The sequence below is a fragment of the Congzhengia minquanensis genome, assembly GCF_014384785.1.
In the GTDB taxonomy this organism is placed as follows: domain Bacteria; phylum Bacillota; class Clostridia; order UBA1381; family UBA9506; genus Congzhengia; species Congzhengia minquanensis.
Genome location: NZ_JACRSU010000004.1, coordinates 182,514 through 209,250, shown reverse-complemented (window position 1 = coordinate 209,250; position 26,737 = coordinate 182,514). Strand labels below are relative to the sequence as shown.

Sequence of the window (26,737 nt, the reverse complement as noted above, 5' to 3'; positions counted from 1 at the left end):
CTATATAATTTGTTTATTTTTTACAATCAAACATTAAATCGGAATAGAACAACGTCGCCGTCGCACATCACATATTCCTTGCCCTCAGAGCGCACAAGTCCCTTTTCACGGGCAGCGGCATAGGTTCCGCAGTGAATTAAATCCTGAAACCGCACCACCTCGGCACGGATAAAGCCTTTTTCAAAATCCGTATGAATTTTCCCCGCGGCCTGAGGTGCTTTGGTGCCGGCAGTTATGGTCCATGCACGCACCTCCGGCTCACCTGCTGTTAAATAGCTGATCAGCCCCAAAAGCTTATAGCTTTTCTTCACCAGCCTGTCCAAACCAGACTCGTTAATACCCAGTTCGTCTAAATATTCCTGTTTTTCCTCCGGTTCTAAGGCTGAAATGTCCTCTTCAATTTTGGCGGAAATGGGCATAACCTCCGAACCTTCCGATTCTGCCAGCTCCTCTAAAATTTTTACATATTCGTTGTTTTCAATGCCGCCTGCAAAATCGTCCTCTCCCACGTTGGCAGCATACAGCACAGGCTTAAAGGTTAAAAGGTCAATTTCCCTTGCAAGCTCTTCCTCCTCGTCGGAAAGCGCAAGCGACCGGGCGGGCTTGCCCGCTTCTAAAACCTCTTTCAGCTTTTCTAAAAATTCCACTTCAATTTTATACTTTTTTTCGCCGGACTTCATGAGCTTTCTTGTCTTATCCAGGCGTTTTTCCACCATTTCCAAATCTGCAAAAATAAGCTCTAAGTTAATGGTTTCCACGTCACGGACGGGGTCGACAGAGCCCTCCACATGAATGATATTAGAGTCGTCAAAGCAGCGGACAACGTGGACAATGGCGTCCACCTGCCGTATATGGGACAAAAACTTGTTGCCCAGCCCTTCGCCGCGGCTGGCGCCCTTCACCAAACCGGCAATGTCAACAAACTCAATAACGGCATGGGTCACTTTTTGGGGATGATACATCTCCGCCAAAACGTTCAGCCGCTCGTCCGGCACGGCCACAATTCCCACATTGGGCTCTATGGTACAAAAAGGATAGTTTGCAGACTCTGCCCCTGCTTGGGTGATGGCGTTAAAAAGAGTGGACTTTCCCACGTTGGGAAGCCCCACGATTCCTAATTTCATGATTGAACCACCTTTTTTAAAGAATAAAGAAATAGCTGCTGCATAACATAAGCCATGCAGCAGCTTTATTTGCGGTTTATAAGCTTGCCTTGGCTTTTTCCACCAAAGCTGCAAAGGCTTCTTTGTCGCTGATTGCGATTTCAGAAAGCATTTTGCGGTTCATTTCAATGCCCGCTTTTTTCAAACCGTTCATGAACGTTGAATAGTTCATGCCGTTCATTTTTGCCTGAGCAGAAATTCTGGCAATCCACAGCTGACGGAAGTTTCTCTTTCTCTGCTTACGGCCGACATAAGCGTAAGCCAAAGATTTCATAACCGCTTCTTTTGCTGTTCTGAACTGTTTGCTTTTCGCACCTCTGTAGCCCTTTGCCAGTTTTAAAATTCTTTTATGTCTTTTGCGCGTGGTGACAGCGCCCTTAATTCTTGCCATTTGTAGTTACCTCCAAAATATTTATTTTCTATAGCGAATTTGCGAAATTATTTATAAGGAATCATCTTCTTAATGGTCTTTAAATTCGCATTGGACGCATAAGCACCCTTTCTGAGCTTTCTCTTTCTCTTGGTCGATTTCTTCGTCAGAATGTGGCTTGTGTAATTGTGTTTCATTTTCACTTTACCGTTTTTGGTAATTCTAAACCTTTTAGCACTCGCTCTATGTGTTTTGATCTTAGGCATAATGGTATAACCCCTTCCGAAATATTAATTTATTTAGCGGCTCCCTTTGGAGACACGACCATACTCATGTTCTTTCCCTCAAGCTTGGGCGGTTTGTCTACTGCGCCGAATTCCGACACAGCTTCTTTAAATCTCTCTAAAAGCTGGAACCCTAAAGCACTGTGATGAACTTCACGGCCGCGGAAGCGCACCGTGATTTTAACTTTGTCGCCGTCTGACAAAAACTTTTTGGTGTGGTTTACCTTCGTTTCAAAATCGTGATTGTCGATGGACGGAGAAACCCGTATTTCCTTAATACTGACTACCTTTTGATTTTTCCTTGCTTCTTTGTCACGTTTGGCAAGCTCGAACTTATATTTCCCGTAGTCCATAATTTTGCACACGGGCGGCTCGGCCTTGGGCGCGATTAAAACCAGGTCTAAATTTTTTGCATAGGCCTGTTCCAAAGCGTCGGCAGACGTTGTAATTCCGAGGGGAGCGCCGTCTTGTCCGACGAGCCTAACCTCTTTTACTCTGATTTCTTCGTTAATCAACAAATCTTGTTTACTAATGGAAAAACACCTCCAAATAAAATAAAAAATGCGGACAGATACCCTGTCCGCAAAAATAAACACAACTAAAAAAGCTGAGAATATTTACCACTTCGGCAATCCTGGTGGTGAGAAACGTACAGGCTTCTGCTTAAATACTTAATTAGAATACCACATTGCGCGTCATTTGTCAAGCTTTTTTTCAAAAAACATTGAGCAACTCTGCTTTCTGTGCTATAATAATGATAAATCAACACGAAAGGAATGACGCACATGAAAGTAATTTTGGTGAACGGCAGCCCGCACGAAAAGGGCTGCACCGATACGGCGCTTTGTGAGGCTGCACAGGCCTTAGAAAAGAACGGCGTTGAAACAGAACGATTCTGGTTAGGGAACAAGCCCCTTTCCGGCTGCATTGGCTGTGGCTTTTGCCGCAAGGCCGGGCGCTGTGTGTTCGACGACTGTGTAAACGAATTTGTAGAAAAGGCAAAAACCGCCCACGGGTTTCTGTTTGGCACCCCCGTGCACTATGCCAGCGCCTCCGGTGCAATCACCTCGTTTATGGACAGGGCGTTTTACTCTGGCAGTACTGTTTTTGCCGGAAAACCTGCTGCGGCGGTAGCAAGCTGCCGCAGGGGCGGCGCGTCTGCCGCGTTAGACCAGATAAACAAATATTTTGGCATTTGCGGAATGCCCACCGTTCCCTCCCAATATTGGAACATGGTGCACGGCAATACCCCCGACGAAGTGATAAAAGACGAAGAGGGCATGCAAACCATGCGCACACTGGGCAACAACATGGCATGGCTGCTTGCGTGCATTGAAGCCGGGAACAAGGCCGGCATTACCTACCCCACACGCGAACCCGTAATCAGAACAAACTTCATTCGGTAACGGGGAGGCGCTTCAAATGAATATTCTATTAAGAGGATACCGCGAGAGCGACTTAAGCCAAATGACCGAAATTTGGAACGAGGTTGTGGAAGAAGGCATTGCCTTTCCCCAGACAGATGTTTTAGATGCGTCGGGTGCAAAGGCGTTTTTTGCCTCCCAAAGCCACTGCGGCGTAGCTGTGGACGCAGACAGCGGAGCCCTCGCCGGGCTTTACATTCTCCACCCCAACAACGTGGGCCGGTGCGGCCACATCTGCAACGCCAGCTATGCGGTGAACTCCGGCCTGCGGGGCCGGCATATCGGCGAGAAATTGGTGACCGACTGCATGAAACAGGCAAAAGCTTTGGGGTTTCGTATCCTGCAGTTTAACGCGGTGGTAAAAACAAACGCTGCTGCGCGAAGTCTCTACGAACGACTGGGATTTACTCAGCTTGGCACGATCCCCGGCGGATTTTTAATGAGAAACGGGACGTATGAAGACATTTGCCCCTATTATCACGAGCTTTAAAGAGAGCGGCTGATAAAACAGCCGCTCTCTTTTTCTTAAACCGCAAGAAACGCGCCCTGTTTTTTTAACTCCTTCTGAACCGCTTCAATATTAACATCATCAATATTTATATTATCAATCGCACAAATTGCTGCCACTACGCCGCCGGCATGGCCCGTCGCGCCTGCAATGGGGGACACCCGAACTGCTGCCTGGGCTTCAAACGTCACGCTGATGCACCGCCCGACGGTGATAAGATTGTGCAGCTCCCCATAAAGTGCAGACAAAGGGATACTGTAAAACGCCCCGGGCGCCAATCCCTTTTCTTCAAACATGTTTTCGTTTAACCCGTCCGGCGAGTGAATGTCGATAGGATATCCCCCATGGGCCACCGTGTCGGAAAACCGTTTGCAGGAAATCAACTCTTCCTCTGTAATCACATGCTTTCCCTCAATCTGCCGGGAACTTCTAATGCCGATAAACGGCCCAGTAAATTCCAAGTAGGATTCTTCAAAGCCTGAAATATCGCGCTTTAAAACTGCTAAAATCTCCTGCGCCTGCTTTCGTCCCTCAAATTCCGCTTTGGTTAAGTCTGCCGGGTCGGTTGGATCAATGCCTGTCACCCGGGTGGTGTTTACAATGAACTCGCCCTTTCGGTTGGTTTCAAAAAAGAGAATATCCTCTCTTAAAAACGACACCCGCCCGTCGCGGCGGGCATTTTGCAGCGTTTTTGTAAACCCGCCGATGGAAAGCCGGGAAGAGCGGTCTACAATCCCTAAATCCCCCTTAAGCCGTGGGAACTCTTCCCCGTGGGTTTTAATATATACTTTTACTTTATCCGTGTCTACATTGGTAACTTTAAAATTCATGGTCACAGGCTGGCACTTGCCGTCTGCCTTTCTTCCCTTGTTCACCTTTGCACCTGCTAAAAACGAAAGGTCGCAGTCTCCGCTTGCGTCCACAAACATCTTTGCCCTGATTTTTTCTCCGCCGTTTTTGTGATAAACTGAAACAGACGTAATTTTTCCGTCCTTTTTGTCCACTCCCGTCACACAGGTGTGGTATAAAAGCGTTACGCCGGCTTCTTGGCACATTGCCTCCAGCTCCAGCTTCATACCCTCGCTGTCAAAGGGCGTTACCGTGTAGGTATAAGCTGTGGTGTCGTAAATGTGACCGGGAGACAGACCTTTTTGTTTCAGCCTTTCAATGACTTCGGCGCACACGCCGCCCACCACCTGGGTTTCGCCTGCGTGAAAGGTCATCATAGGGCCGGTTCCGCAGGCGGTCAGCGTGCCGCCTAAAAAGCCATACCGTTCAATTAAAATTACATGTGCCCCGGCCCGCGCCGCACCAATTGCCGCGCACACACCGGAAATGCCGCCGCCTACAACCGCCACATCAAACAGTTTGTTTCTCATCTTTTATCCCATTCCTCCATGCACAAATGAGCGGACTTAAACCTTTGGCTTAAGTCCGCATTTTAAACCATATTTTTTAAATATCCTGTTTAAAAAGCATTGCCGCGCCGATAATGCCGGCATCGTTCCCCAGCTTTGCCGCAACAATTTCGGTTGCAGGAACGCCTGCCGCGCTGCTGGTATAAATCTGCGTATCCACATATTTTCTGAGGGGGGCAAGCAGTGTTTCGCCCTCTTTGCTGATGCCGCCGCCGATAACAAACTTTTTCGGCTCGAAAATATTAATCAAATTAGCTGTGCCTACGCCAACATATTTTATGTATTGGTCCACAATTGCTTTTCCTGCCTCGTCACCGTTACGCATTGCATCAAAAGCCGTTCTGCCGCTGATTTTGGATTCATCCCCACCAATCATCTGATGGATTTTGCTGTTGGGATATTTTTTAATTTCCTCTGCGGTTTCACGAATCAGGCCGGTTACAGAGGCATACGCCTCCCAGCAGCCATATCTTCCGCAGGTGCAGGGCGCACCGTCTGCCACAATAACCATGTGTCCCAGCTCGCCGCCGGCATGATTAAAGCCGGCATAAATCTTGCCGCCGATCACAATGCCTCCGCCAACGCCCGTCCCTAAGGTAATCACAACAACATCCTTTTCTCCGGCTGCAGCACCCGCAATGATTTCGCCGAACGCCGCTGCATTCGCGTCGTTTTCAATATAAACCTCCACATTGGGGAAATATTTTTTCAGTTCATCTCCCACCGGCGCGTCGATAAACGCCGGAAGATTGTTGGCATACACCACTTTCACGTTTTCAACGTCGGGTGTGCCCGGGCTTGCTATACCGATGGACTTAACCTCAGACTCAGAAATTCCCGCGTCTGCAATCAGCTTTTTGCAAAGGCCCGCCATGTCCTTCATAATGTCCGCAAAGGGGCGCAGCCGCCCTGTGGGAACCGAACCCTTCGCAATAATTTCACAACTTTCGTTTACGACTCCGGCAGCGATGTTGGTGCCGCCCAGATCGATACCTATGTAATACATTTTCCCTCATCCTTTTCTTTATTTTTTTATATAATTTTATTTCAATCTTCTTTGCCGCAGCGCCTCATACATCAGCACTGCCGCCGCCACAGAGGCGTTCAAAGAATTGATTTCACCAGCCATGGGAATCCGCACGAAAAAGTCGCAGCCCGCACGGATTTTTTTCGTAATCCCCCTGCCCTCTGATCCAACCACCAAAGCAATCGGCCCTGTAAGGTCTGCGTCGCACATTTCCTGCTCACCCGCCATGTCGGCCCCGGTAATCCAAAGACCGTTTTCTTTCAGTTCGTTCATGGCCTGGGTTAAGTTCCCCACCCGGGCTACGGGCGTGTGAGCCGCCGCCCCGGCGGAGGTTTTAAACACCACTGGGTTTACGCCGGCAGACCGGTTTTTTGGAATAATCACGCCATGGGCGCCGGTGCAGTTGGCCGTTCGGATAATGGCGCCCAGGTTGTGCGGGTCTGTAATTTCGTCTGCAATAATCACGAAAGGCGGCTCCTGTTTTTCTTTCGCGCGATTTAAAATGTCCGCAACCGTAACATAGGAAACCTCAGCACACACAGCAACAATGCCCTGATTTGCTTCAGTTTTCGCCAACTCGTCAATCTTGTCCGGCGGCACCGCTTTAAACGGCACGCCTTTTTCTTTCGCGGCGGCAATGATTTTTGAAATCTGCGAGCCATATGCCTTGTTGCTGATATAAATTTTTTCAATGGGCAGGTTTGCAGCCACCGCTTCAAAAACAGGGTTTCTGCCCTCAATTGTGGTAAGTTCTGTCTTAATCATACCTGTTTCCCTTCAAAAGTTTATCCTAACACCCAGCTTGGCAGCCACGTGAGTGCGTCCGCATACCAAGCGGGAATTCTCATTCCTGTTAAAACGGGGTAAAATGCAATAAACAGCACCAGCACGCATACCAAATATGCCCTTATGGGTATTTTTGCAATTGGATATCGTTTTAAAATCTCTCTCAGTCCGTAGGCAATTGCCAGCGTCACAAAGATGACGCAGGGGAAGAAGTGGTAGATAAACGCCTGCCGCGAAATCAGCACCCACGGAAGATATAACGCGCCGAAGCCCACCAAAATTGTATTCATTTCGGCGTTCCGTTTCCCTTTTACTGAAAGATAAATTAAAAATCCCATAGACGGAATGGTGAGCCACCAAACCAGCGGGTTTCCAAAAGAGGAAATTCCCTGGGCCTGGGTTTCGGGAACAAAGTCCCAATTGGGATTATACGCGTAAAGCGGCCGCATGTCAAGAGGCCACGACCACCACGGTGACCCGTAAGGGTGGGTTTCCGTCAGCTGTGAATGATAGCTCAGCATGGTTTGCTGATTGTCCCAAAAATAGCTGATATCTGCCGCGTCGGACAAAATAATTGGCAGATAGGACAAAAAGTAAATCACAAACGGCACAACAATAAAGAAAACCACGGCAGCGGCAAGGGTTTTAATCAGGTTCGGCACAAATTGTTTTAAAATCTTGTCCGCATCCCCCACAAGCCGGCCCTCTTTTGCGGCTCTGTATTCAAAAAACCGTTTCAGCAGCGTCCAGAAAAACAGCACACCAAGGCCAATTCCGGCATATACGCCCTGCCATTTTGTCGCCACGCCAATGCCGAAAAACAGACCGCTTAACCCCAAAGGCAGCAGAGTTCTTTTAACGCCCCCGTCATAAAAGTTTTGCTTCGTATATTGATACATGAAGTAATACATCAGCATAGCAAACAGCGCGGTAAACGAATCGATGGTAGCAAGGCGCGTCTGGGACAGATGCATAAAATCAAACGTAAACAGAAACGACGCCACAAAGGCCCATTTGGAATCTTTTAAAATCTGCTTGCCCAAAAGAAAGGACACCGGCACCATCAAAACACCGCAAAGCGTTCCGAAAAACCGCCAGCCAAAGGGATTTACGCCAAAAATCATCATCCCCAAAGAGATTATCAGCTTGCCCAAAGGCGGATGGGTATTTTCATAGGGCCAAATCCCGTTTATATATTCATAGGCAGTTCTGGGGTGATACACCTCGTCAAAATACGTACCGTCATACCAGGTATATTCATAAACTGCCTTGTCCTGCTCGTCGAACATCAGGTTCGCCGTAGAATTTTCAGAAATTGCCGCAACAGGGGAAATTAAATTCTGTTCCCCGTCAAAACAGGCGATTTCGTTTATGAAAAAATTGCCCTCATCCACGGTAATCTTCATAAATCTTCCCCGCTCCTGAGCAAAAAAACCGTTCCAGTTGAACACAGAATCCACAACCAGCTCGGTTGCGTCGCCAAAAATCAGTTCCGCGTTTTCCTCGCCCTCCGCCGGGTCAATGCCAAATGAAACGCTTAAACTCCGTTCAACTTCGCTGTCAGAGTCCCTGCGGTCAATCCAGCCCAAAAAGAAGTTTATCCTGTCAAATTCCTGTTCTTCTCCAAAATCCAAAATTACGGTTTCGCCGGGCGCTTCCGGCCGAAAGCCGGTTTCCGGCGCAGACATGCTGCCCAGATGCACAAATGCCGAAACGCCGTAAGCCAGGGTTAAAACACTAACAATGATAAAATCCTTTTTTGTGCAGCGAACCTTGTCGCCGTTTTTTTCAATACAGATAATTTTGGGTGTTCTCATTTCCGGCAGCTTCACGTCGTCGTGAATCACCATTTTATACCACACCACGGCCATATATCCGAAAAAGATGATATGCACCCACGACAACGCAATAAACGACTGTTCGGGAAAACTGATGAACCCCTCGTTGTCTAATAACGTAATGCCGGTTTGAATAAAACTCAGCACCGTTGCCGCCCCGAAGGCAAACAGCATGCGTTTGTCCCGGGTATAGATATAAATCACCAGCAAAATTAAGATGAGCGGGAACATATACCGCTCGTGCATGGTGTGGGCAAGCATATAAATGCTTAAGATATTGAAGCCGCCCAAAATCAAAACGCCCGACCTGTTTTGGGCAAAAAACGTGCCCAGGCCAATTGTAAGGGAGGTCAAAATAATGCCGATAAATCCCCAGCTTTGATAGGAAATGCCCAAAAAGGTTCCGGCCGTGTCTGCCCAGTTTAACCCAAACGCGCCGAACACGTTAGCAGCGTTTAAGCTCGCATAGGGATACTGCCCTGCGGCTTCCTTATAAAGCGCAAAAAACCTTCCGAAGTCTAAGCCGAAAATGGGGATTGCCGCTGCCACGGTAATGGCCGCTGACGCTAGAAGTCCCAGCAAAAACTTCTGCAGGGAAAGGAAGTGCTTTTCTTCTTTAAACTCTGAAATAACGTCGTAAATCAGCCAGAAGCCCAAAAGCGGCAGAAATATAATCATCTGTGGCTTTGTCAGCATGCCGACGGCAAACGCCACAGCCGCCTGAAAATATCGTTTTCTGTAAACCGAAAAGATGAGCCAGAAAATCATCAGGGTATAAAGCCCGTCAATCTGCCCCCAGAACACCGAATTTAAAATATAAGCCGGATTAAACAGCAATGCCAACGACAAAATTCCTGCTGTTTTCTTGCCGAATTCGTCATAGGCCAGCTTGAAAACCACCAGCGCGCTCACCGTGTCTGCGAGTACCGGAACAAGCTTTATCAGCGCTGTATAAGCATCGCTTCCAAAGGAGATGTGAAACAGTTCTGCCAGTCTGCCAATGACAGTTAATACATAAAGGTAAAGCGGCGGGTAATCCACAAAATATTCCGCGCCCAGCGGGCCGTAAAACTCGCGAACGCTTTCGTGTCTTCCCAAATCCGCCCATGCGGAAAACAAGCTCATGTCGGAAGAATGGCCGAAAAAGGTTTGGGAGAGCCACACCTTAAGCGCCGTAATGACCAAAATAAGCGCAACAAAAACAACGGTATGTGTTCTTCCGGTTTTCTTTTCCATCTCATTTTCGCTTGTCAACATTCTATATGCGCCCCAAAGCAGGGCAACATAAAGCGCCGCAGAAACTGTCAGGTAATTCAATCACATTCTCCCCTCTTAATAAAAACCCTGGGAATTGCCTTTCCCATTTCACGGTAAAAAGCCCTATTTTTGAATCTCGTCGTAAAGTGTTTCTACCGCTGTGCGAAGCTGATCGTCCTGAGACGGTTCAAGGGTTGTGAGCTTCGATTTCAGCTCGTCGGGCAGGTCAACCTCAATGTCCGGCATAATGCCCTTTTTATCAATGCATTCGCCTTTCGGCGTATAATATCTTGCATTGGTCAGATAAATGGCCGTGTCTTTCGTCAGCATATAGGGCGTTTGGCCTACGGCCTTGCCATAGGTTTTTTTGCCGATAATTTTTGCTGCCCCATAGGCCTGGGTACTGCCAGCCATCAGTTCCGACGCGCTGGCTGTGCCCTCGTTTACCAAAATGGCCATAGGAAGCGCCAAATGGTCTGCATCGGAATAAAAATATTGTTTCTTTCCCTTATTGTCCTCCAAATATGCAATGGTGCCCTTGGGCAGGAGCATGTCGGTCATTTGAAGTACGCTGTCGGCGTAGCCGCCGGGATTGTTTCTCAAATCAATAATCAATCCTTTTGCACCGCTCGCCTGAATACTTTCCAATCCTTCAGAAAATTCGTCCACTGTGCCGTGCTTAAACTCGGAAATACGGATATATCCAAGGTTTTCGTCCAGCATTTTATACGACACCGTGTCCACCGGAATCACGTCCCGTGTCACATCAAACACCTTTTCCTCCCCGTCCCGCAGCACATGGATTTTAACAGATGTTCCGGCAGCCGCGCCTTCGCCGCGGATGTGGTCCACCACGTCGTTGTAGCTGTCCTGGGTAACGGTCATGTCGTCCACCTGGGTTACAACATCGCCGGGAAGAATTCCGGCCTTTTGCGCCGGAGACCCGTCTGTAGGAGAAATTACCACCATTTGGTTCTGTTCTGCATTATAGCTTACCGTAATACCCACGCCCACATATTCCTCTTTGGTGCTTTCCTCATAGGAATCGAACGTGGTGGCGTCAAAATAGTAAGAATATGGGTCTTCTAAGCTTGCAACCATGGCGGATATGGCATAGTCGTTCATTTTGTCCATCTGCTCGTCGCTTAACTGGTCCACGTAATGTTCGCGGATTAAGTTCCGGGCCTGGGCCACAACGTCATATCGACTGAATCTGAAGTAAAAATAAGTTCCTGTAACAGCAACCGCCGCCGTTGCAATAAATGTACAAATTGCCGTTGCAACAAGTGTTTTTTTTGTGAACAACTTACGCATCTCCCTGAATGAATATGATATATTACTATGATATGTAAGGCATGGGGTCTGTAGTCTTGCCATTGATTAAAACTTCAAAATGGAGGTGGTTTCCGGTGGAATTGCCCGTTGTGCCAACCTTTGCAATAACCTGACCTTTTGTCACCTTCTGTCCGGCCGATACCAAAAGCTTGGAGGAATGGCCATAAAGTGTAGATGTGCCGCCGCCGTGGTCTACAACAACGCAGTTGCCATAGCCGCCGTTCCAGCCGGCCATTTTCACCGTGCCGTCTGCCGCAGCTAAAATGTTTGAGCCGCCGGGGGCCGCCAGGTCAACGCCGGAATGAAACTTCTGGGTTTTATAAATCGGGTGCAGACGGTATCCATAAGGCGAAGAAATCCGCACATAGCTGGGCGCTGGCCAGCAGAACTTGCCGCCGGTATATTTCACCGTGTCTGTGGTTTTGGAAAGCTTGGGAACCAAAGAAGCCTTTAAATCCTCCTCCTCTTTCCGCGCCTTTTCATACACCTTTTTATAGCTTTCAATGTCCTGTTCTAATTCTTCCGTCAGCTTTTCCTTTTCATCCAACTTTGTCTGAAGCGTGTTTTCTTTTTCCGAGGCAATTCCCCTGGCCTCTTCCTGCTCGCTTTTTTTCGTTTCCACAACAGCCTTTGCGGCTTCAACGCTGTTTTTTAAGCTGACCATTTCATCAATAACAGCCGTGTCATGCCTTGTAATTTCATTTATGGTTTCCACATGGGCCAAAAATTCGGAAAAGCTTTCCGAAGACAGCAACAGCTCTAAATAGGAGCTTGCCGAGGTTTCGTCCATGGAGCGCAGCACCTCTTTAAACTCGTCGTTGTGCTGTTCAATGTTTTGCTCATGCTTTGCAATTTCTTCTTCTTTTGCCTTAATCTCTGCGTCTGCCTCGTCAATAATCGAATCGATTTCATAAATCTCGGTCTGCACAATGTCGATTTCCCTGTCTAAGGCTTCGCTTTCTGCCACCACGTCTTCTTTCTCCGCTTCGGCAGCTTTTATTTTGTCCAGCGCCTCCTGCTTTTCCTTGCTGGCGTTGTTAATTTTTTCCTGCACGGTTTGTGCATGAACCACAGCCGTGTTGTCGTTCGTCAGACCAACGGGGAGGCAAAGCAGAACCGCCGCCGCTACCGCAATCAGTTTCCGTCTTGTTTTCATTTGCACACTACTCCTTTAACAACAATTCGCACGCCGCGTCAAACTGCCGGTCAATTTCAACTTCCACTTTGTCAATCTCATTGTTCAATGCATTTTGTGTGGTATAGTCCATCACACCATACGCATATAATCCCAAATCAGACTGAAACTTTTCCGTTGCCGAGGCTGTAAAACTGTCAAATGTATCATCAACATTCCCTGTGTAATACCCAAGCACCGTGAGCCGTTCTTCAATGGCCCGCACGTCTTCCGCTTTTGCACCCACAGAATACCGGTCGTTTATTGTCATGGGCGTCAGCCCCGACGCATCATAAGGTTCATAAGCGTTTTTCACCCGCACATCCGGCTCAATGCCCAAACCGTTAATTTTGCTGCCGTCGGGTTTTGTAAACTCTGCGACGGAAAGCTTAATGTCACCCAGCTGAAATCCGGGAGGGTTAATCAGGCGCATAAATTCCTGCATGCTGCCCTTGCCATAAGTGGTAAGTCCCACAACCTTGGCAAGTCCTAAATTTTGCATTGCTCCTGCAAAAAGTTCTGCTGCACTGGCGCTGTTTTCATTCACCAGCACCACCATTTTTCTGTCCGGTGCTTTCTTAAATTTTGCGTTAGACTTTAGTTCTGTGCTGAACCGTTCATCGTTATACTCAATTTTTGTTAAAACTGTGTCTTTCGGTACGAACAAGCTTAATATGTCAATGACACTGGAAAGGTCGCCCCCGGGATTATCCCGAACGTCAATAATCAGTTTTTTAATGCCCTGCCCCTCAATGTCAGCCAGTGCTTTTTCCACCGATTCCGGTGTGCTTAGCGCAAATTTACTGATATAGATATAGCCAATGCCATTGTCCTCCACTGTGTAACCCACGGTTTCGGCCAAAACACGCCTGCGCTGAACAGAAAGCTCCACATCTGCGTCTCCTCGGTGCACCTTAAGGTTCACCATGGTTCCTTCGTCTCCTTGAATGAGCGCCGAAGCCTCGTCTAACTCCAATCCAACAATGCCCTGTCCTTCCACTTGAAAAATAACGTCCCCTATCTGCATACCAGCATCAAATGCACCGCCTTCGGGATTTACCTCAACAATTTTAATGCCTTCGGGAACTCGCTCTATTGTTACACCAATGCCCACATAGGCCTTTTCCACAACGTTCACAAACTGTTCCAACTCTTCCTGGGTAAAATAGTCCGAATGTGGGTCTAAGGTGTCGGTAACGGCTTTGATGGAACCCTCCAAAAGCGTTGGGTCCATATTCATCACATAATCTAACACCGCTTCATACATGGCGCCTTTGTCCGCATCAAAACGATAATCCTCCGCAATTTTGTTGATAATGGCCCGAATGTAACGAGACGCCGTCTGCCCGGGCGTTTCCGCCGCATTGACCAAAGCTGCACCCTGGGGCATAATGAAAATCACTGCCGCAAGCAGGGTTGCAAGTATTTTTCTAATCTTTTTCATTGGTACCTCCCTTTTTGGGAATGTTCATTCCCTACATGTGTCTTGGTGCCGAAATGCCCAAAACTGCGAGGGCGTTTTGAATCACCTGCCCAGTAGCGGAAACAAGTTTTAACCGCGCCTCGGCAAGAGATGTGTCCTCGCAGTCCACCTTGCACGCGCTGTAAAAGCCGTGGAATGCGGTGGCCAGCTCCATAGTGTATTTTGTAATTTTGCTGGGATCCCGGGCCACAGCTGCCAGCTTAATTTCTTCCGGGAACCGCGCAAGCTCTTTCATTAAATCAATTTCCTTAGGATCGGTCAGGCGCGTTAAACTTAAGCCGTCACAATTTTTAACGGAAACACCCTTGTTTGCCAGCATATTTATTATACCGCAAATGCGGGCATGGGCATACTGCACATAAAACACGGGGTTGTCGCTGGACTGGCTCACCGCCAGCTCCAAGTCGAACTCAAAGTGGCTGTTTGCCTGGCGCATGTTAAAGAAAAACCGTGCCGCGTCTACGCCAATTTCCTCTAACAGGTCGCCTAAGGTGATGGCCTTTCCCGTCCGCTTCGACATTCTCACAGCTTCGCCGTCGCGCACTAAGCGCACCAGCTGCATTAAAATAATTTCAAGCCTGTCCGGCTCTATCCCTAACGCTTGCATGGCGGCCTTAAGACGCGCCACATGGCCGTGGTGGTCTGCTCCCCAAATGTCAATGGCGGTGTCGAACCCGCGGCTGACCAACTTATTTTTATGATATGCAATGTCTGCGGCAAAATAGGTTACAAACCCGTTTGCGCGAACAAGCACATCGTCTTTTTCCAGGCCAAACTCCGTGGCCTTAAACCAAATCGCGCCCTCCTGTTCGTAAGTATAGCCGCGCTCTGTAAGCTCCTCCACAGTTTTTAAAATATCGCCGTTTTCGTGCAGCTTGCTTTCGTGAAACCAAACGTCGTAATGAATGCCATAGTCAGAAAGCCCGTCTTTCATGGCATCAATATTTTTATAAAGGGTCGCGTCAATCAGCGCGGCCTTTAACTCCTCCTCCGGCACGTTTAAAAACCTGTCGCCGTGCTCTTTGGCAAAGTTTTCTGCGTGCTTGCGCACATCGTCGCCGTGATACCCATCTTCCGGGAACTCCACAGCGTCCTCGCCCAGCAGGGCCTGCTTATACCGTGCTGCCAGCGACACCGCCAGCTTTTCAATCTGGTTTCCTGCGTCGTTCACATAAAACTCTTTTGTCACATCAAAGCCTGCCAGCCTTAAAATGTTAGCCAAACAGTCCCCCAAAGCGCCGCCTCGGGCATTTCCCATGTGCATGGGCCCTGTTGGATTGGCGCTGACAAACTCTACATTTACCTTTTTGCCGCCGCCAAAATTCGTCTGCCCAAACTGGTCTTTCTCTGCTTCAATGGTGCTCAAAATTTGTGTAACATAGGCGGGATCCAGTTTAAAGTTGATAAACCCCGGCCCGGCAACAGAAACTTCCTTAATATAAGTGTCCGCGTAATCCATGTTGGAAACCAGGATATTTGCAATGTCCCTGGGTGCGCGCTTTGCCTGTTTTGCCATGAGCATGGCCGCATTCACAGAAAAGTCGCCGAAGTTTTTGTCCTTAGGCTCTTCAATTAAATAATCGGGAACGCTGCTTGCCGCCAGCTCTCCCTTTTGGTTTGCCGAATGAATTGCCCCGTCTGTCACATTCCTTACGAGGCCGGTTATGTCTTCATATAATGTCACTGATTTTCCACCTTTCTTATGTAAACATGCAGGTTGTTGCGAACGGGATCGCTGTCGTTAAGCTGAACAAAATAGTCTAGCTCAACCTCTCCTCCGCTGTCATCTACGTCCACGCGCATTTCGTTGGTATACACATCCACGCTGAGGCTCCCGTAGGGCGTTCTGTAAATTCCTGTGTACTGCTTGTTGGCCTCAAACACCATCTGCGACGCACCACCGCCGTTTTCAAAGCGGATCATGGACACATAGTCGTCCTTAATCTTCAGCGTAGTGGTGGTGTTGTCATACCCCGTTATTTCGCTGCCCTCGTAGGACACATAAAATCTTCCGTCACGTTTTAAATATCTGCCTGCCGTGGTCAGTTCAAAATTGTCGTCCTCGCCGTCAACCGTCTGTCTGCCCGACAGCGTTATCCAAGCGTTTGTTTCCATACTGTTCTCCTCACATGTATTTTTCAATATCAATTTTTTCTACGCCGCCCGGAATCTCCTGCTGCAAAAACTTAGATCCCAGCTCGGCAAAATCGTCCGGACAGTCACTGACAAAAAATTGATACTGTCCGTCTGCCTTCCCGGTGCACAAAAGCCCGTTTTGCTCTAAATAGTCTTTCACAAACCCGGCGGTGACCCTTCCCGGGTCAATAAGCGTCACATGATGTCCCATAACCCCGCCAATGGTTTCCGCCAGCAGCGGATAGTGGGTGCAGCCCATAATCAGCGTGTCCACGCCCGCTTCTTTCATCTCTGTTAAATAGTGCTTCGCGGCAAGCTGTGCAATTTCGCCGGTGGTGAACCCATTTTCCACTAAAGGGACAAACAGCGGGCAAGGCTTCGAAATGGTAAAAATGCTTTCATCAATTTCTGCAATCAGCCGTTCATACGCGCCGGAGCGGATAGAACCCGCCGTTCCGATGATGCCGATACGCTTATTTTCCGTGGCTGCGACCGCCGCTTTTGCCGCCGCGCCAACCACGCCGAAAACCGGAACGTCAACCATTCCCTCCACCGACCGCAGCGCAATGGTGCTGGCGGTGCCGCAGGCAATGACAATAAGCTTTAAGTCAAATGTATTTAAGAACCGGATGTCGCTTTTTGTGTACTTAATAATGGTGTCGTTGGATTTCGATCCGTAGGGGACGCGGCCCGTATCGCCGAAATAGACGATAGGCTCATTGGGCAAAAGATGCATCAGCTCTTTCACCGCGGTGAGTCCGCCGAGACCGGAATCGAAAATCCCAATATAGTTTGAAGACAACGTTTATCTCCCTCCGAACTCATTCATAGCAAAGTCAATCAATCTGTCAAGCAAAACGCTGTTTTCAAGGCCGCTGCGCTCCCAAAGCATGGGATACATGCTGATGTCTGTGAATCCCGGCAGAGTGTTAATTTCGTTTAAACAAACCCTGCCTGTGTTTTTCTCCACAAAAAAGTCAACTCTTGCAAGGCCGGTGCAGTCTAACGCATAAAAGGCGCGCACTGCCAAACCGCGAATGGTTTCGGTCAAATCCCCATCTAGCTTTGCGGGAATTTCCAGCCCGGCGGTGTCGTCAATATATTTGGTGTCATAGTCATACATGGCCGTGGTTTTCACAATTTCTCCCAGGCACGAGGCCTCAGCCTTTTCATGGCTACCCAAAACGGCGCACTCCACCTCGCGGATGCCCATCATTTTTTCCACCAAAACCCGCCGATCTTCGTTTGCCGCAACTTTTAAAGCCGTCTTTAACTCGTTTTTATCCTGAACCAGCGTAATTCCAACAGAAGACCCTGCATTGGCAGGCTTCACTACAACGGGATAGCCAAAGGTTTTACAAATTTGTTCGTCCGCCGCGTCCACACTGTCCGCCGCGTTATGTACCAGGTCGAACCCTTCGGTTACGGGAATTCCCTCTTGAATCAGCACTTTTTTCGCCAAAATTTTATCCATGCACAGGGCGGAACCGGTGACGCCGTTGCCCACATAGGGAACCTGCGAAAGTTCAAAAACGCCCTGAATGGTGCCGTCCTCGCCGTTTTTGCCGTGGAGAACCGGAAAATAAACATCCACATGTTCTGTGAAAAAGTCGCCGTTTTTATTCACAATAATCAGGCCGCCGTGCTTGGGGTTCGGGGAAATTACGCAGGATTTGCCGGGCGCATCTGCCCAACTTCCGTCCTTAATATGGGAAATGTCTCCGCTGTAGAGAAAGCTCTCTCCCTCTTTTGTAATTCCCACAAGCAGCAGGCTGTATTTTTCTCTGTTTAAGTGGCTGATAATGTTATAAGCCGACATACAGGATATCTCATGTTCTGATGATTTGCCGCCAAATACGACGCAAACAGCAGGTTTCATAACGTTACGTCCTTTCCATCAATTCACATATAATTATGACAATCTTATTATATTATAGTACACTTGCCGCCGTTATACAATCTTTTTTTTCATTTGTATCACAAATTTAAAATTTTATTCACGAAACAGTAAATTTTCATTGACAAAAAAGAAACAAGCTTAATCTTGCTGTAATATTGGAGATATAAAATTGTAATAAAATCATGGCAGGAATGTATTGACTTTTCCAAAAGAACGGCATATAATTATCACGATTGAAAAGAAATAACAAAAACAAGCTACAAGCTCAATTTTGAGAAAGCGTGCGTGATTGTTATGAAACAGAACAATGATAAAAAAGGCTTTTGGATTCATATGTGGCCCTACATCCGCGAACACAAGGGAAAACTGATTTTCTGCGTGATTTGTGCGCTGATTGTGGGCGTTTGTGTGGCCGTTCAGCCCCTTGTAATTAAATATATTGTTGACAGCGGAATTTCAAATGATGCGTTGATGCCCAACGACAAAATCCGGTTTGTAGGGATGCTTTGCCTGTTATACATCGCCATTGCGACCACCAGGGTGTTCATCTGGCGAATGGGCTTTACCAAGATGTTCCGCGCCTTAGAGGGCTCTTTGTTCAACCTGAGGTCGAAATTTTTTGCCCATGTGCAGCAAATGGGCATGAAGTTTTACGAAAGCACCTCGGCGGGCGAGCTGTTTAACTGCATTATGGGAACTCCCATGGTGAACATTAAAACCTATATGAGCCAAATTTTTATGGGTGTGCCCTACCAGGTGGTATCTCTGGCAATTTCACTCACCGCCCTGTTGTATTACGACTGGGTGCTCACCGTAATTTTGCTTGCCACCGCAATGGTTATGGCGCTGTTTAACAAGTTTGCCCGGCGGAAAATGCGGCGGGTTTCCACCGACTATATCCGCAGCGAGGCCGAGGCCAGCAAATATTTAAGCGACACCCTAAACGGTATGGACGCGGTGAAGCTCTATTCCATTGAAGACAACACGTTTAAAAACTTTCAAAACATTTTAGGTCAGATGTATGAAAAAGGCGTAGTGGCTTCCACCTCTCAGCAAAAGGAGTCTTTAAAGCCTGAACTAATTCAGTATATCGGCACGGCGGTGGTATATTTTGTCGGCGCAATCTCCTGTGTTTACCGGGGCGTTTCCGTTGGTGTGCTCTATGCGTTTTTATCCAGCATGACCTCCATTCTGGGCATTTTAATCACCTGGCTGAACATCGGCCTGCAAAAGAGCAGCGCCGAATCGGGCTTAAACAAAATCATGGCCATTTTAAACACCAGCTCCGCCACCCCTGAAAAAGAGGAAACGCGCCAAAGAAGCGTGGAAGTTGAGCGCGACAGCGCCATGAAGAAGCAAAAGCCCTGCATTGCGTTTGAAAACATTGACTTTGCGTATGAAAACAGAAAAATATTTGAAAACTTCAGCTGCAGCATCCGCTACGGCGAAAGCGTGGCATTGGTTGGCAGCAGCGGAAGCGGCAAAAGCACCTTTTCAAAGCTTGCCATGCGGCTTTACGACGTGCAAAACGGCGCGGTGCTGGTTCACGGCAAGGACGTGCGAGACTACAGCCTCCACGACCTTCGGGTGTCGTTTGGAATTGTTCCCCAGAGCACCTTCATTTTCTACGGTTCCATTTGGGATAACATTAAAATTGCCCGGCCCGATGCTTCAAACAAAGATATTGTAAACGCAATGGAAATTGCCCACGTGCACGAGTTTGTAAACGAGCTGGAAAACGGGTGGAACACCGTGGTAGGCGACGGCGGGTTAGACCTTTCCGGCGGACAGAAGCAGCGCATTGCCATTGCCCGCGCGGTTTTGGGCAACCCCGATATCTTAATATTTGACGAGGCAACCTCGGCGTTAGACAACATCTCGGAACACGCCATTCAAGACGCAATGGAAACCTTAATGAAAACCCACACGGTTATCATCATTGCCCACAGGCTTTCCACCATTCGAAATGTAGACCGCATTTTGGTGTTTGAAAGCGGTAAGGTTGTGGAAGAAGGCTCCTATGACGCACTCAGTCAAAAGGAAGGCGGCACGTTTGCCGAACTTTTAAAGTATAACAAATAAAAAAAGCCGGACCGCAAATGCGGCCCGGCTTTTTTTATTCTTCAATAAATACAAGATTTAAAATGATGGCTTTTAATTCTTCTTTTAAAATTCCATGGCTGCTGGTGATAGAAAACACAGCCGGGCCATTTTGCCAAACGGCAACTTTGCACAGCCCTCCGCTTGACTTTACCGTCACAGCGTTTTCGCCGAATTGCTCGGTTTCTGTCAGCTCATAGGCGTTATAATCGCCGCTGATATCACCGGATCCGGTTCCCGTGCGGTAGGTGAGCCTGTCGTCTTCACTTTCATAATCAACCTGAATAAAATCTTTTCCCAGCTGAGACATATTTGTAATTTGATGCCCTTCCGGCATATATCCCGGCACAAAAAAATCGAAGCCTGCAAGGGCATGAAGCTCAGAAAATTCCTCTGCGCCCTGCATCGGATTTCCGCCGTTAACAGAAGGAAGCGTATCTTCAGGCGGTTCTCCGTCAGAGGGCAGCTGGCTCTCCAACGGTGGAAGCACGCCGGAGGAGGCATTCCCGCCGGGTTCGGCGTCTGCCGGAGGAGCGGATTGCTGCGGCGTATCCGGCTTGTTTGCGGAGCCGTCCGGTCGCGCTGTCTGTGCAGACCCATCGCTCTGCCCGTTCCCAGTCTTTGGTTTTTCCGGTTTTCCTGCCGGCGTTTTAACCGCAGGTTTCTCCTGGCTGGCAGGGGGTGTTGGCTTCTCTGCCGTAACTATTTCATCCCTCTCCGCCGTTGGCGCGTTGGATGTCTGCTGCGCCGGCGGCTCTGTCGGCACAAACTCCTCCGGCAGAGCGCTCTGCCCGCCAAAAGGAACTTTTTTTAAAACCGGCGCAAGACATAGAAATAAAAGCACACACGCCGCAAGGCTTCCATACCGGATGCGCCGGTATATTATTTTCTTTCTGTTTTTTTTATGTGAAAGGGCGGCATTCATGACTTTTGCTTTCATTTCGTCGGACAAAACAATTTTATCCATCGACGCTTTATATCGGTTCATCAAAGTCATAATCCTCCTTTAAAATTTGTTTCAGCAGCTTTCTGGCCCTGAATAAATGGGAACGCACCGTTGTCTGTGTTTGATGCAAAAGCTTTGCAATTTCCGCAGTGCGGTATCCCTCATAGTAATAAAGGTGTACCGCAACGCGGTACTGTTCAGGAAGGCTTAAAACCGCGCGGGTTACATCGCTTCCCTCGTCATAGCTGTCGCAAACCGGAATTTGGGCCTCCTCTTCAAAAAAGGAGGTGTGTTTTCTCCCGTAGGATTTTAACTTGTTTTTACAAAGGTTAACAGACGTTTTCATGAACCAGGCCTTTTCGTGGCCGCTGTCATTAAAATTCGGGGTATAGTCCATAAACTTGATAAAAACTTCCTGCACAACATCTTCGGCATCCTGCATGTTTTTTAAATAGGAAAAGGATAATCGTAGTATCATATCGCCGTATAAATTTAAAAGCCGGGATATGGTCTGTTCTGTCGACTCCAAACAAGATGCCTCCTTTTTTCATTTCCGCCGCACGGCCTGTAAAACCACAGCCTTTAAAAATTTTATTTTATATTTTCAATGATAACGCGGATATCATCCATAGAAAGTCCATTTTCTGCGTGAAGGGCAAACGTTTCGCCGCTATTCGTCCAAGCTGCGCTGTGAACGGTTTCACCCTCGCCCTTTACGGTTACGGTGAGCCCGCCGATTGTTACGTCTTTCACAGATTCATAAACAGAATAGTCACCGCTGATATCTTCGTCCCCTACAGCCGTTCTGTATGAAATTACACCGTTTCCCGATTCATAGAAAATCTGAAGCATTCGGTTTGAAATAGTGGTAACTGCGCTCATTTCATATCCTTCCGGAAGCTTGGTTGGAACAACAGCGTTAAAACCTGATGCCACAATTGCGTCTTCCACCGTTTTGTGCTCTTTTACAGGGTTGGGAATTTGAACCTGCGACTCTGTTTCCACCTGAAAGGTTATCGTGTTGTCTTTCACGATAACCGCATCGTCATTGCCAAATAAAATTTTGAACATGTTGGCCGGAACAAAGGTTGTGCCGTCTTTCAGTTCGGGGGCCGCGCCCAGCGCCGTCGGCGCAGACATGCCGATTGCAACGGAGCTTGCCTTAAAGTAGCTGTCAGCCCCTATGTAAACCGATGTGTTCACAGTTCCGTTGTCTAAGAAAATTCCCTGGTCTTCTGCCTTCCACTCAATCGCAAAGCCAAGCTTTTCACCAACGAAACGGACAGGAACCATAATTTGATCCCCTTTAGTATATACCGTTTTGTTCCCAATGTCCAGTTTTTCTTCATTCACAAAAATACTGTAGTTGTTTTCGCCGCCCGCTGATATTAAATTGCCTTCTGCCGAAACTGCAAACGACTGTGCGCAGATTAACGCGCCGCTTAATAATAATGTAGTAAATTTTTTCATGATGGTTACCTCCTGAAGTTGTATCATAATTTGTTTTTTGGGCCCTTCACTGATATAAACAACTGGTAAGGCAAAAATGTTGCAGGAAATCAAAAAAAATTTATCGAAACTTTTACGAAACCTTTACATTCTGTGAACACCAACGATTTTTCTTGTTTTTTCATGGGTTCCGTGTTATAATATATTTTGTATAATTATGTATAAACAGGAGATTTGTATGAAAAAAACAACGACAGGCTTATTTTTGGACACAGCCTTTGCCGCGGCCCTGTTCATAAAGGTTTTCAGCGCAGGATTTTCTTACTTCTGCGTGCTGGACGACTATGTTCAATATGGCTGCTATCCGCTGTATGACAACCTTTCCAGAGTTTATTTTGGAATTGGCACCGCGTCAAACCGGCCCCTGGCGGCGTTTTTCGACCCGGCAGTTTGGGGTGCGTTTTTTCCCAACATGGTTTTTGCGCTGCTCATTCTCTGCGCGTTGTTGTTTTTGTCTGCAAAGCTGTTTGACCGGTGTTTCACAATGTGTGGAATCGCCGTTACACCGTTTTTCTACGCGGTTTACCTGCTGCTTCCCCTGGGGTTTGAGGGAACATATTGGATTTCGGCGTCTTCAAGGATTGTGGTGGGGCTGTTTTTCACCGCGCTTACGGTATATCTTCTAATCACATATATAAAAGAAAGAAAAGCCTGGCAACTGTTGCTTTACGCGGTCTGCTCCCTGGCCTCTTTCGGATTTTATGAGTCTGTCACCGTGCTGTCCGGGCTTGTTCAGGGGCTGATTATTTTAAAATTTACCTTTGATGAAAAACAGTATAAACGCCTGTGGCTTTTGGCGATTCCGGCTTTGTGCACCGCCGCGGTGCTAGTCTATTATAAGCTGGCGGCCCACATCGGCGCTTTAGGCAGCCGTGCCGCAGAATTTTCTGTCACCCACATTGGCGCCCGGCTGGGCGAGCTTTTCTCCCAGTTTGGATATATCTTCACCGCCGGACTTTACCGCACCACTGCCGCAGGTTTTTTAGACGGGCTGAAAATTCTAATGCAGAACGGCGTTTTCGGCATTGTTATCAGCATTTTGATTTTATGTGTTTCTGTTCTTTGTGCATATGCCGGCGGAAAATATAAACTCTTTGCCGAAGCAAAGCTGTGCGTGCCGCTGGGACTGCTGCTGATTGTTTTGCCCCTTCTGCCCAACATATTGGTGCCGGACGTTTGGCTGACCTACCGCAGCATTGTGGTTTGCCTGCCTGGTTTTTGCGTGCTGTTTGCGCCGCTTTTGGCCTTGGCGTTTCAAAACCGCTGTGCGAAAACCGCCGCGCTGTTTTTGTTAACGTCGGTTTTTTTGGTGGGCTGTGTAAATGAGGTGCACACTTACAAAGCAGTGAGCGAATTGGACGGCCAAATTGTAAACGAGGTGTTACAGCACTTAGACGACGAGGTGCTGGCCGGCAAAAAAGAAACGGTTTTAGTGCTTTCGCAGGAGGTTATCACACCGCAGACGTCTTTTTACAAAGACCATGTGAAAAGCGTTTTTTATGCGGACTGGGCGGTTACCGGCGCTGTCCGCGCCTGCGCGCGGAATATAAAGATTAAAACCATTACTCCCGTATATTCCTTAGAAAATGTGGACACCGAGGGAAAGCAGGTTTTGTATATGGATGAATTTTATCATGTGACGGAGGAAACCAATGAGTGACAAAAAAAGGCTGAATGTTTTGGGCGTGGGCGTTGACACCGCTGCAATGAAAGAAGCGGCGGAAACGTTAGTTGCGGCAATGGACGGCGGTTCCGTTTACAGCGTATATACCCCCAATTCGGAAATTATTTTATATGCTTATAAAAATCCTGAATACTGTGCGGTTTTAAACCGGGGCGACATGGTAACGCCTGACGGAATCGGCGTGGTGCACGCTTCAAAAATTTTAAAACGGCCGCTACCCGAGCGTGTGGGCGGATTCGACCTGGCAAACATGGTTTTAGCCAAAATTGCAGGAACGGGCAAATCGGTTTATTTGTTCGGCGGAAAACCCGGCGTGGCAGAGGCTGCGGCGGAAAACCTTTGCCGTCTTTACCCCGGAACCAATATCTGCGGCACGGCGGACGGATATTTTGACACAGAAAAAGAGCAGCGAATTATAGAAGACATCAACGAGAAAAAGCCGGACCTTTTGTTTGTGTGTTTGGGCTTTCCCAAACAGGAGCTTTGGATTGATACACATAAACATGAACTGGGTGCCAAAGTATGTATGGGAATCGGCGGCAGCTTAGACGTGTTTGCAGGCACGGTGAAGCGAGCACCAGTCGGGTTTCAGAAACTGGGGCTTGAGTGGCTTTACCGCCTGATCAAACAGCCGTCCCGGTTTGTCAGAATGTTGGCGCTGCCCAAATTCGGCTTTACGGTTTTGCTCCACGGGAAACAATATTTAGAAAAATAAGGAGATTTTAAATGGCAGAATTTAAATCCGGCTTTGTCAGTATAATCGGCAGGCCCAACGTGGGGAAATCCACCTTAATAAACCGCCTTGTGGGCGAAAAAATTGCAATTATCTCCAGCAAGCCCCAAACCACCAGAAACAACATTTTGGGAATTTTAACAGACGAAGACAAACAAATTGTGTTTACCGACACGCCGGGAATTCACGAACCTACCAGCATGTTGGCGGAGATGATGGTAAAATCCGCAAATAACGCCTTAGTTGACACCGACGCCATTTTGCTTTTGGTGGAACCAATTGCCAACGTGGGACGGACGGAGGAAAAAATCATTGAGCGTTTAAAAAAACAAAAAACGCCTGTGATTTTGGTGATTAATAAAATCGACACAGTGAAAAAAGACGTGTTGCTGTCTGTTATCGCGGCATATACCAGTGTGTTCGAGTTTGCCGCGGTAGTGCCCATTTCCGCAAGGAAATCCGACGGGGTAGACGCCGTGAAGGCAGAGATTGAAAAATTTATAAAACCCGGCCCCCAATATTTTCCCGAGGACATGGTGACCGACCAGCCCCAGCGCCAGATTGCCGCAGAAATCATTCGGGAAAAGCTGCTCAGGAGCCTGAATAAAGAGGTGCCCCATGGCATTGCAATTGAAATCTTTTCTTTTGAGGAGTCGGCCTCGAAGCTTACCATTGAGGCAAACATATACTGCGAAAAACAGTCCCACAAGGGAATTATCATCGGCAAGGGCGGCGAAATGCTGAAAAAAATCGGTACCGAGGCCCGCACTGAGCTTGAACGCATGCATGTTAAAAAGGTGTTTTTGTCCCTGTGGGTTAAGGTGAATGAAGACTGGCGGAACAAACGAGGCAAAATTGCAAACTTTGGGTTTGAATTACAATAAACGAGTGGCGATGGCATGGAACTGATAAAAACAGACGGCGTTATTTTAAAACGGACTTATGTGGGAGAAAAAGACGCCATTATTAAAATTTTGACCAGCGGAGCAGGGCTGGTCTCCGCCTCTGTGAAGGGCGTTAAAAACATGAAAAGCAAGCTTGCTGCCGGAAGCCAGGTGTTTGGCTACAGCGATTTTGTGCTCCGGCCGGGCAAGGAACTTTTTGTTGTGACGCAAAGCGCACAAAAAGAGGGGTTTTTCGGCCTTTCCTCCAACATTGAGCGGCTTTCCTTTGCATCATACTTTGCAGAGCTCACCGCCGCGTTTCACCCCGGCGCTGAGGACGCAAAAGCCATTTTGCCCCTGCTTTTAAACACGTTATACCTGCTCTCAAACTCCAGCAAGAACATGGAGCTGATAAAATGCGTGTTCGAGCTTCGCCTTTTGTGCTATTTGGGGTTTGCCCCAGAGCTTGACGCCTGCACAGTGTGCGGCGATACCGAGAAGCTGTGCTTTTTCAGCCCCTCGGCAGGAGGAACGGTTTGCCGCGGCTGCGGCGCTTTGGCAGACGCATGCATTATTACCGAAAACACCCTGGCCGCCATGCGGTATGCGCAAAACAGCGACGACAAAAAGGCCTTTTCCTTTGCGCTTTCAAAAAGTGCAATCGACGAGTTTGCCCAGTGCACGGAAAAAATGTGCGAACAGGTGTTTTCCCGCCCTTTGCCGTCTTTGGCATATTTAAAACAAATTACAGGAAAACTTTAATTTTCCGGAGGAATTT

24 protein-coding genes and 1 pseudogene are annotated in these 26,737 nt (G+C 47.9%); 7 read left to right on the top strand and 18 right to left on the bottom strand.

Translation table 11 applies throughout. The features are described 5' to 3' along the window. Nucleotides 1-26: 26 nt before the first annotated feature. The 4 genes from ychF to infC form a co-directional block, all read right to left on the bottom strand. Nucleotides 27-1,124 (bottom strand): redox-regulated ATPase YchF, encoded by a 1,098-nt coding sequence (ychF, locus tag H8698_RS11215; protein WP_249313568.1) that lies wholly within the window; start codon nt 1,122-1,124, stop codon nt 27-29. A 76-nt stretch (nt 1,125-1,200) separates the two neighbouring features. Further along, nucleotides 1,201-1,554, bottom strand: coding sequence for a 50S ribosomal protein L20 (rplT, locus tag H8698_RS11210; protein ID WP_177678382.1), 354 nt, complete (start codon nt 1,552-1,554; stop codon nt 1,201-1,203). Between the two features lie 47 nt (nt 1,555-1,601). Next, nucleotides 1,602-1,799, bottom strand: coding sequence for a 50S ribosomal protein L35 (gene rpmI / locus H8698_RS11205; RefSeq protein ID WP_177678381.1), 198 nt, complete (start codon nt 1,797-1,799; stop codon nt 1,602-1,604). Between the two features lie 29 nt (nt 1,800-1,828). Beyond that, complete coding sequence (gene infC, locus H8698_RS11200) at nt 1,829-2,332, bottom strand: translation initiation factor IF-3 (RefSeq protein ID WP_177678392.1); 504 nt, start codon at nt 2,330-2,332, stop codon at nt 1,829-1,831. A 270-nt stretch (nt 2,333-2,602) separates the two neighbouring features. On the opposite strand from infC, the gene H8698_RS11195 reads away from it, so the two are divergent. Then, nucleotides 2,603-3,223 carry a flavodoxin family protein gene (locus H8698_RS11195; RefSeq protein WP_249313567.1) on the top strand — a complete coding sequence of 207 codons (621 nt, stop codon included), beginning with the start codon at nt 2,603-2,605 and terminating at the stop codon, nt 3,221-3,223. Nucleotides 3,224-3,239: 16 nt separating this feature from the next. Continuing rightward, nucleotides 3,240-3,731 (top strand): GNAT family N-acetyltransferase, encoded by a 492-nt coding sequence (locus H8698_RS11190; RefSeq protein ID WP_249313566.1) that lies wholly within the window; start codon nt 3,240-3,242, stop codon nt 3,729-3,731. Between the two features lie 35 nt (nt 3,732-3,766). Here the strand turns inward: H8698_RS11190 and H8698_RS11185 are convergent, their stop codons facing one another. The 11 genes from H8698_RS11185 to H8698_RS11135 form a co-directional block, all read right to left on the bottom strand. After that, nucleotides 3,767-5,128: an FAD-dependent oxidoreductase gene (locus tag H8698_RS11185; protein ID WP_249313565.1), complete on the bottom strand. Its 1,362-nt coding sequence runs from the start codon at nt 5,126-5,128 to the stop codon at nt 3,767-3,769. A 76-nt stretch (nt 5,129-5,204) separates the two neighbouring features. Continuing rightward, on the bottom strand, nt 5,205-6,173 hold the full coding sequence (locus H8698_RS11180) for an ROK family protein (protein WP_249313564.1): 969 nt from the start codon (nt 6,171-6,173) through the stop codon (nt 5,205-5,207). 36 nt (nt 6,174-6,209) lie between these two features. Then, nucleotides 6,210-6,959, bottom strand: a complete 750-nt coding sequence (gene rlmB / locus H8698_RS11175) for a 23S rRNA (guanosine(2251)-2'-O)-methyltransferase RlmB (protein ID WP_249313563.1) — start codon at nt 6,957-6,959, stop codon at nt 6,210-6,212. Nucleotides 6,960-6,979: 20 nt separating this feature from the next. Then, a complete protein-coding gene (locus tag H8698_RS11170; RefSeq protein ID WP_249313562.1) occupies nt 6,980-10,135 on the bottom strand; it encodes a phospholipid carrier-dependent glycosyltransferase in 3,156 nt (1,051 codons plus the stop codon). A gap of 63 nt (nt 10,136-10,198) precedes the next feature. Further along, nucleotides 10,199-11,380: a S41 family peptidase gene (locus tag H8698_RS11165; protein WP_249313561.1), complete on the bottom strand. Its 1,182-nt coding sequence runs from the start codon at nt 11,378-11,380 to the stop codon at nt 10,199-10,201. Between the two features lie 34 nt (nt 11,381-11,414). Then, nucleotides 11,415-12,566, bottom strand: a complete 1,152-nt coding sequence (locus H8698_RS11160; protein WP_249313560.1) for a murein hydrolase activator EnvC family protein — start codon at nt 12,564-12,566, stop codon at nt 11,415-11,417. Nucleotides 12,567-12,573: 7 nt separating this feature from the next. Next, on the bottom strand, nt 12,574-14,028 hold the full coding sequence (locus H8698_RS11155) for a S41 family peptidase (protein ID WP_249313559.1): 1,455 nt from the start codon (nt 14,026-14,028) through the stop codon (nt 12,574-12,576). 31 nt (nt 14,029-14,059) lie between these two features. After that, on the bottom strand, nt 14,060-15,751 hold the full coding sequence (gene argS / locus H8698_RS11150; RefSeq protein WP_249313558.1) for an arginine--tRNA ligase: 1,692 nt from the start codon (nt 15,749-15,751) through the stop codon (nt 14,060-14,062). Continuing rightward, the gene (locus tag H8698_RS11145; RefSeq protein ID WP_249313557.1) at nt 15,748-16,182 is read right to left on the bottom strand and encodes a YwiB family protein; all 435 of its coding nucleotides are present in this window, start codon (nt 16,180-16,182) and stop codon (nt 15,748-15,750) included. Before H8698_RS11145 ends, argS begins: the two co-directional genes overlap by 4 nt. Before the next feature lie 10 nt (nt 16,183-16,192). Then, nucleotides 16,193-17,005 (bottom strand): glutamate racemase, encoded by an 813-nt coding sequence (murI, locus tag H8698_RS11140; RefSeq protein WP_249313556.1) that lies wholly within the window; start codon nt 17,003-17,005, stop codon nt 16,193-16,195. A gap of 3 nt (nt 17,006-17,008) precedes the next feature. Further along, nucleotides 17,009-18,082 carry a D-alanine--D-alanine ligase family protein gene (locus H8698_RS11135; RefSeq protein ID WP_249313555.1) on the bottom strand — a complete coding sequence of 358 codons (1,074 nt, stop codon included), beginning with the start codon at nt 18,080-18,082 and terminating at the stop codon, nt 17,009-17,011. 315 nt (nt 18,083-18,397) lie between these two features. Between H8698_RS11135 and H8698_RS11130 the strand changes: the two genes are divergently transcribed. After that, nucleotides 18,398-20,185, top strand: coding sequence for an ABC transporter ATP-binding protein (locus H8698_RS11130; RefSeq protein ID WP_249313554.1), 1,788 nt, complete (start codon nt 18,398-18,400; stop codon nt 20,183-20,185). A gap of 34 nt (nt 20,186-20,219) precedes the next feature. On the opposite strand, the gene H8698_RS11125 is transcribed toward H8698_RS11130, so the two are convergent. From H8698_RS11125 to H8698_RS11115, 3 genes are all read right to left on the bottom strand, one after another. Beyond that, nucleotides 20,220-21,191, bottom strand: a complete 972-nt coding sequence (locus H8698_RS11125; RefSeq protein WP_249313652.1) for a DUF4367 domain-containing protein — start codon at nt 21,189-21,191, stop codon at nt 20,220-20,222. Next, nucleotides 21,178-21,678 (bottom strand): RNA polymerase sigma factor, encoded by a 501-nt coding sequence (locus tag H8698_RS11120; RefSeq protein ID WP_249313553.1) that lies wholly within the window; start codon nt 21,676-21,678, stop codon nt 21,178-21,180. The genes H8698_RS11125 and H8698_RS11120 overlap by 14 nt, the downstream gene beginning before the upstream one ends. Nucleotides 21,679-21,740: 62 nt before the next feature. Further along, nucleotides 21,741-22,619, bottom strand: a complete 879-nt coding sequence (locus H8698_RS11115) for a stalk domain-containing protein (protein WP_249313552.1) — start codon at nt 22,617-22,619, stop codon at nt 21,741-21,743. A 217-nt stretch (nt 22,620-22,836) separates the two neighbouring features. Between H8698_RS11115 and H8698_RS11110 the strand changes: the two genes are divergently transcribed. From H8698_RS11110 to recO, 4 genes and pseudogenes are all read left to right on the top strand, one after another. Continuing rightward, on the top strand, nt 22,837-24,318 hold the full coding sequence (locus H8698_RS11110; RefSeq protein ID WP_249313551.1) for a glucosyltransferase domain-containing protein: 1,482 nt from the start codon (nt 22,837-22,839) through the stop codon (nt 24,316-24,318). Further along, nucleotides 24,311-25,057, top strand: a complete 747-nt coding sequence (locus H8698_RS11105; RefSeq protein ID WP_249313550.1) for a WecB/TagA/CpsF family glycosyltransferase — start codon at nt 24,311-24,313, stop codon at nt 25,055-25,057. Before H8698_RS11110 ends, H8698_RS11105 begins: the two co-directional genes overlap by 8 nt. Before the next feature lie 11 nt (nt 25,058-25,068). Beyond that, a pseudogene (era, locus tag H8698_RS11100) lies at nt 25,069-25,984 on the top strand (GTPase Era). Beyond that, nucleotides 25,975-26,721, top strand: coding sequence for a DNA repair protein RecO (gene recO, locus H8698_RS11095; protein WP_249313548.1), 747 nt, complete (start codon nt 25,975-25,977; stop codon nt 26,719-26,721). Before era ends, recO begins: the two are co-directional and overlap by 10 nt. Nucleotides 26,722-26,737 lie beyond the last annotated feature (16 nt).

What these genes read in the sequence shown, in the direction of transcription:
- ychF (WP_249313568.1), bottom strand. Translation starts at nt 1,124, where the DNA reads ATGAAATTAGGAATCGTGGGGCTTCCCAACGTGGGAAAGTCCACTCTT.
- rplT (WP_177678382.1), bottom strand. Translation starts at nt 1,554, where the DNA reads ATGGCAAGAATTAAGGGCGCTGTCACCACGCGCAAAAGACATAAAAGA.
- rpmI (WP_177678381.1), bottom strand. Translation starts at nt 1,799, where the DNA reads ATGCCTAAGATCAAAACACATAGAGCGAGTGCTAAAAGGTTTAGAATT.
- H8698_RS11195 (WP_249313567.1), top strand. Translation starts at nt 2,603, where the DNA reads ATGAAAGTAATTTTGGTGAACGGCAGCCCGCACGAAAAGGGCTGCACC.
- H8698_RS11190 (WP_249313566.1), top strand. Translation starts at nt 3,240, where the DNA reads ATGAATATTCTATTAAGAGGATACCGCGAGAGCGACTTAAGCCAAATG.
- H8698_RS11185 (WP_249313565.1), bottom strand. Translation starts at nt 5,128, where the DNA reads ATGAGAAACAAACTGTTTGATGTGGCGGTTGTAGGCGGCGGCATTTCC.
- H8698_RS11180 (WP_249313564.1), bottom strand. Translation starts at nt 6,173, where the DNA reads ATGTATTACATAGGTATCGATCTGGGCGGCACCAACATCGCTGCCGGA.
- rlmB (WP_249313563.1), bottom strand. Translation starts at nt 6,959, where the DNA reads ATGATTAAGACAGAACTTACCACAATTGAGGGCAGAAACCCTGTTTTT.
- H8698_RS11160 (WP_249313560.1), bottom strand. Translation starts at nt 12,566, where the DNA reads ATGAAAACAAGACGGAAACTGATTGCGGTAGCGGCGGCGGTTCTGCTT.
- H8698_RS11155 (WP_249313559.1), bottom strand. Translation starts at nt 14,028, where the DNA reads ATGAAAAAGATTAGAAAAATACTTGCAACCCTGCTTGCGGCAGTGATT.
- H8698_RS11145 (WP_249313557.1), bottom strand. Translation starts at nt 16,182, where the DNA reads ATGGAAACAAACGCTTGGATAACGCTGTCGGGCAGACAGACGGTTGAC.
- H8698_RS11135 (WP_249313555.1), bottom strand. Translation starts at nt 18,082, where the DNA reads ATGAAACCTGCTGTTTGCGTCGTATTTGGCGGCAAATCATCAGAACAT.
- H8698_RS11130 (WP_249313554.1), top strand. Translation starts at nt 18,398, where the DNA reads ATGAAACAGAACAATGATAAAAAAGGCTTTTGGATTCATATGTGGCCC.
- H8698_RS11125 (WP_249313652.1), bottom strand. Translation starts at nt 21,191, where the DNA reads ATGAACCGATATAAAGCGTCGATGGATAAAATTGTTTTGTCCGACGAA.
- H8698_RS11115 (WP_249313552.1), bottom strand. Translation starts at nt 22,619, where the DNA reads ATGAAAAAATTTACTACATTATTATTAAGCGGCGCGTTAATCTGCGCA.
- H8698_RS11110 (WP_249313551.1), top strand. Translation starts at nt 22,837, where the DNA reads ATGAAAAAAACAACGACAGGCTTATTTTTGGACACAGCCTTTGCCGCG.
- H8698_RS11105 (WP_249313550.1), top strand. Translation starts at nt 24,311, where the DNA reads ATGAGTGACAAAAAAAGGCTGAATGTTTTGGGCGTGGGCGTTGACACC.
- recO (WP_249313548.1), top strand. Translation starts at nt 25,975, where the DNA reads ATGGAACTGATAAAAACAGACGGCGTTATTTTAAAACGGACTTATGTG.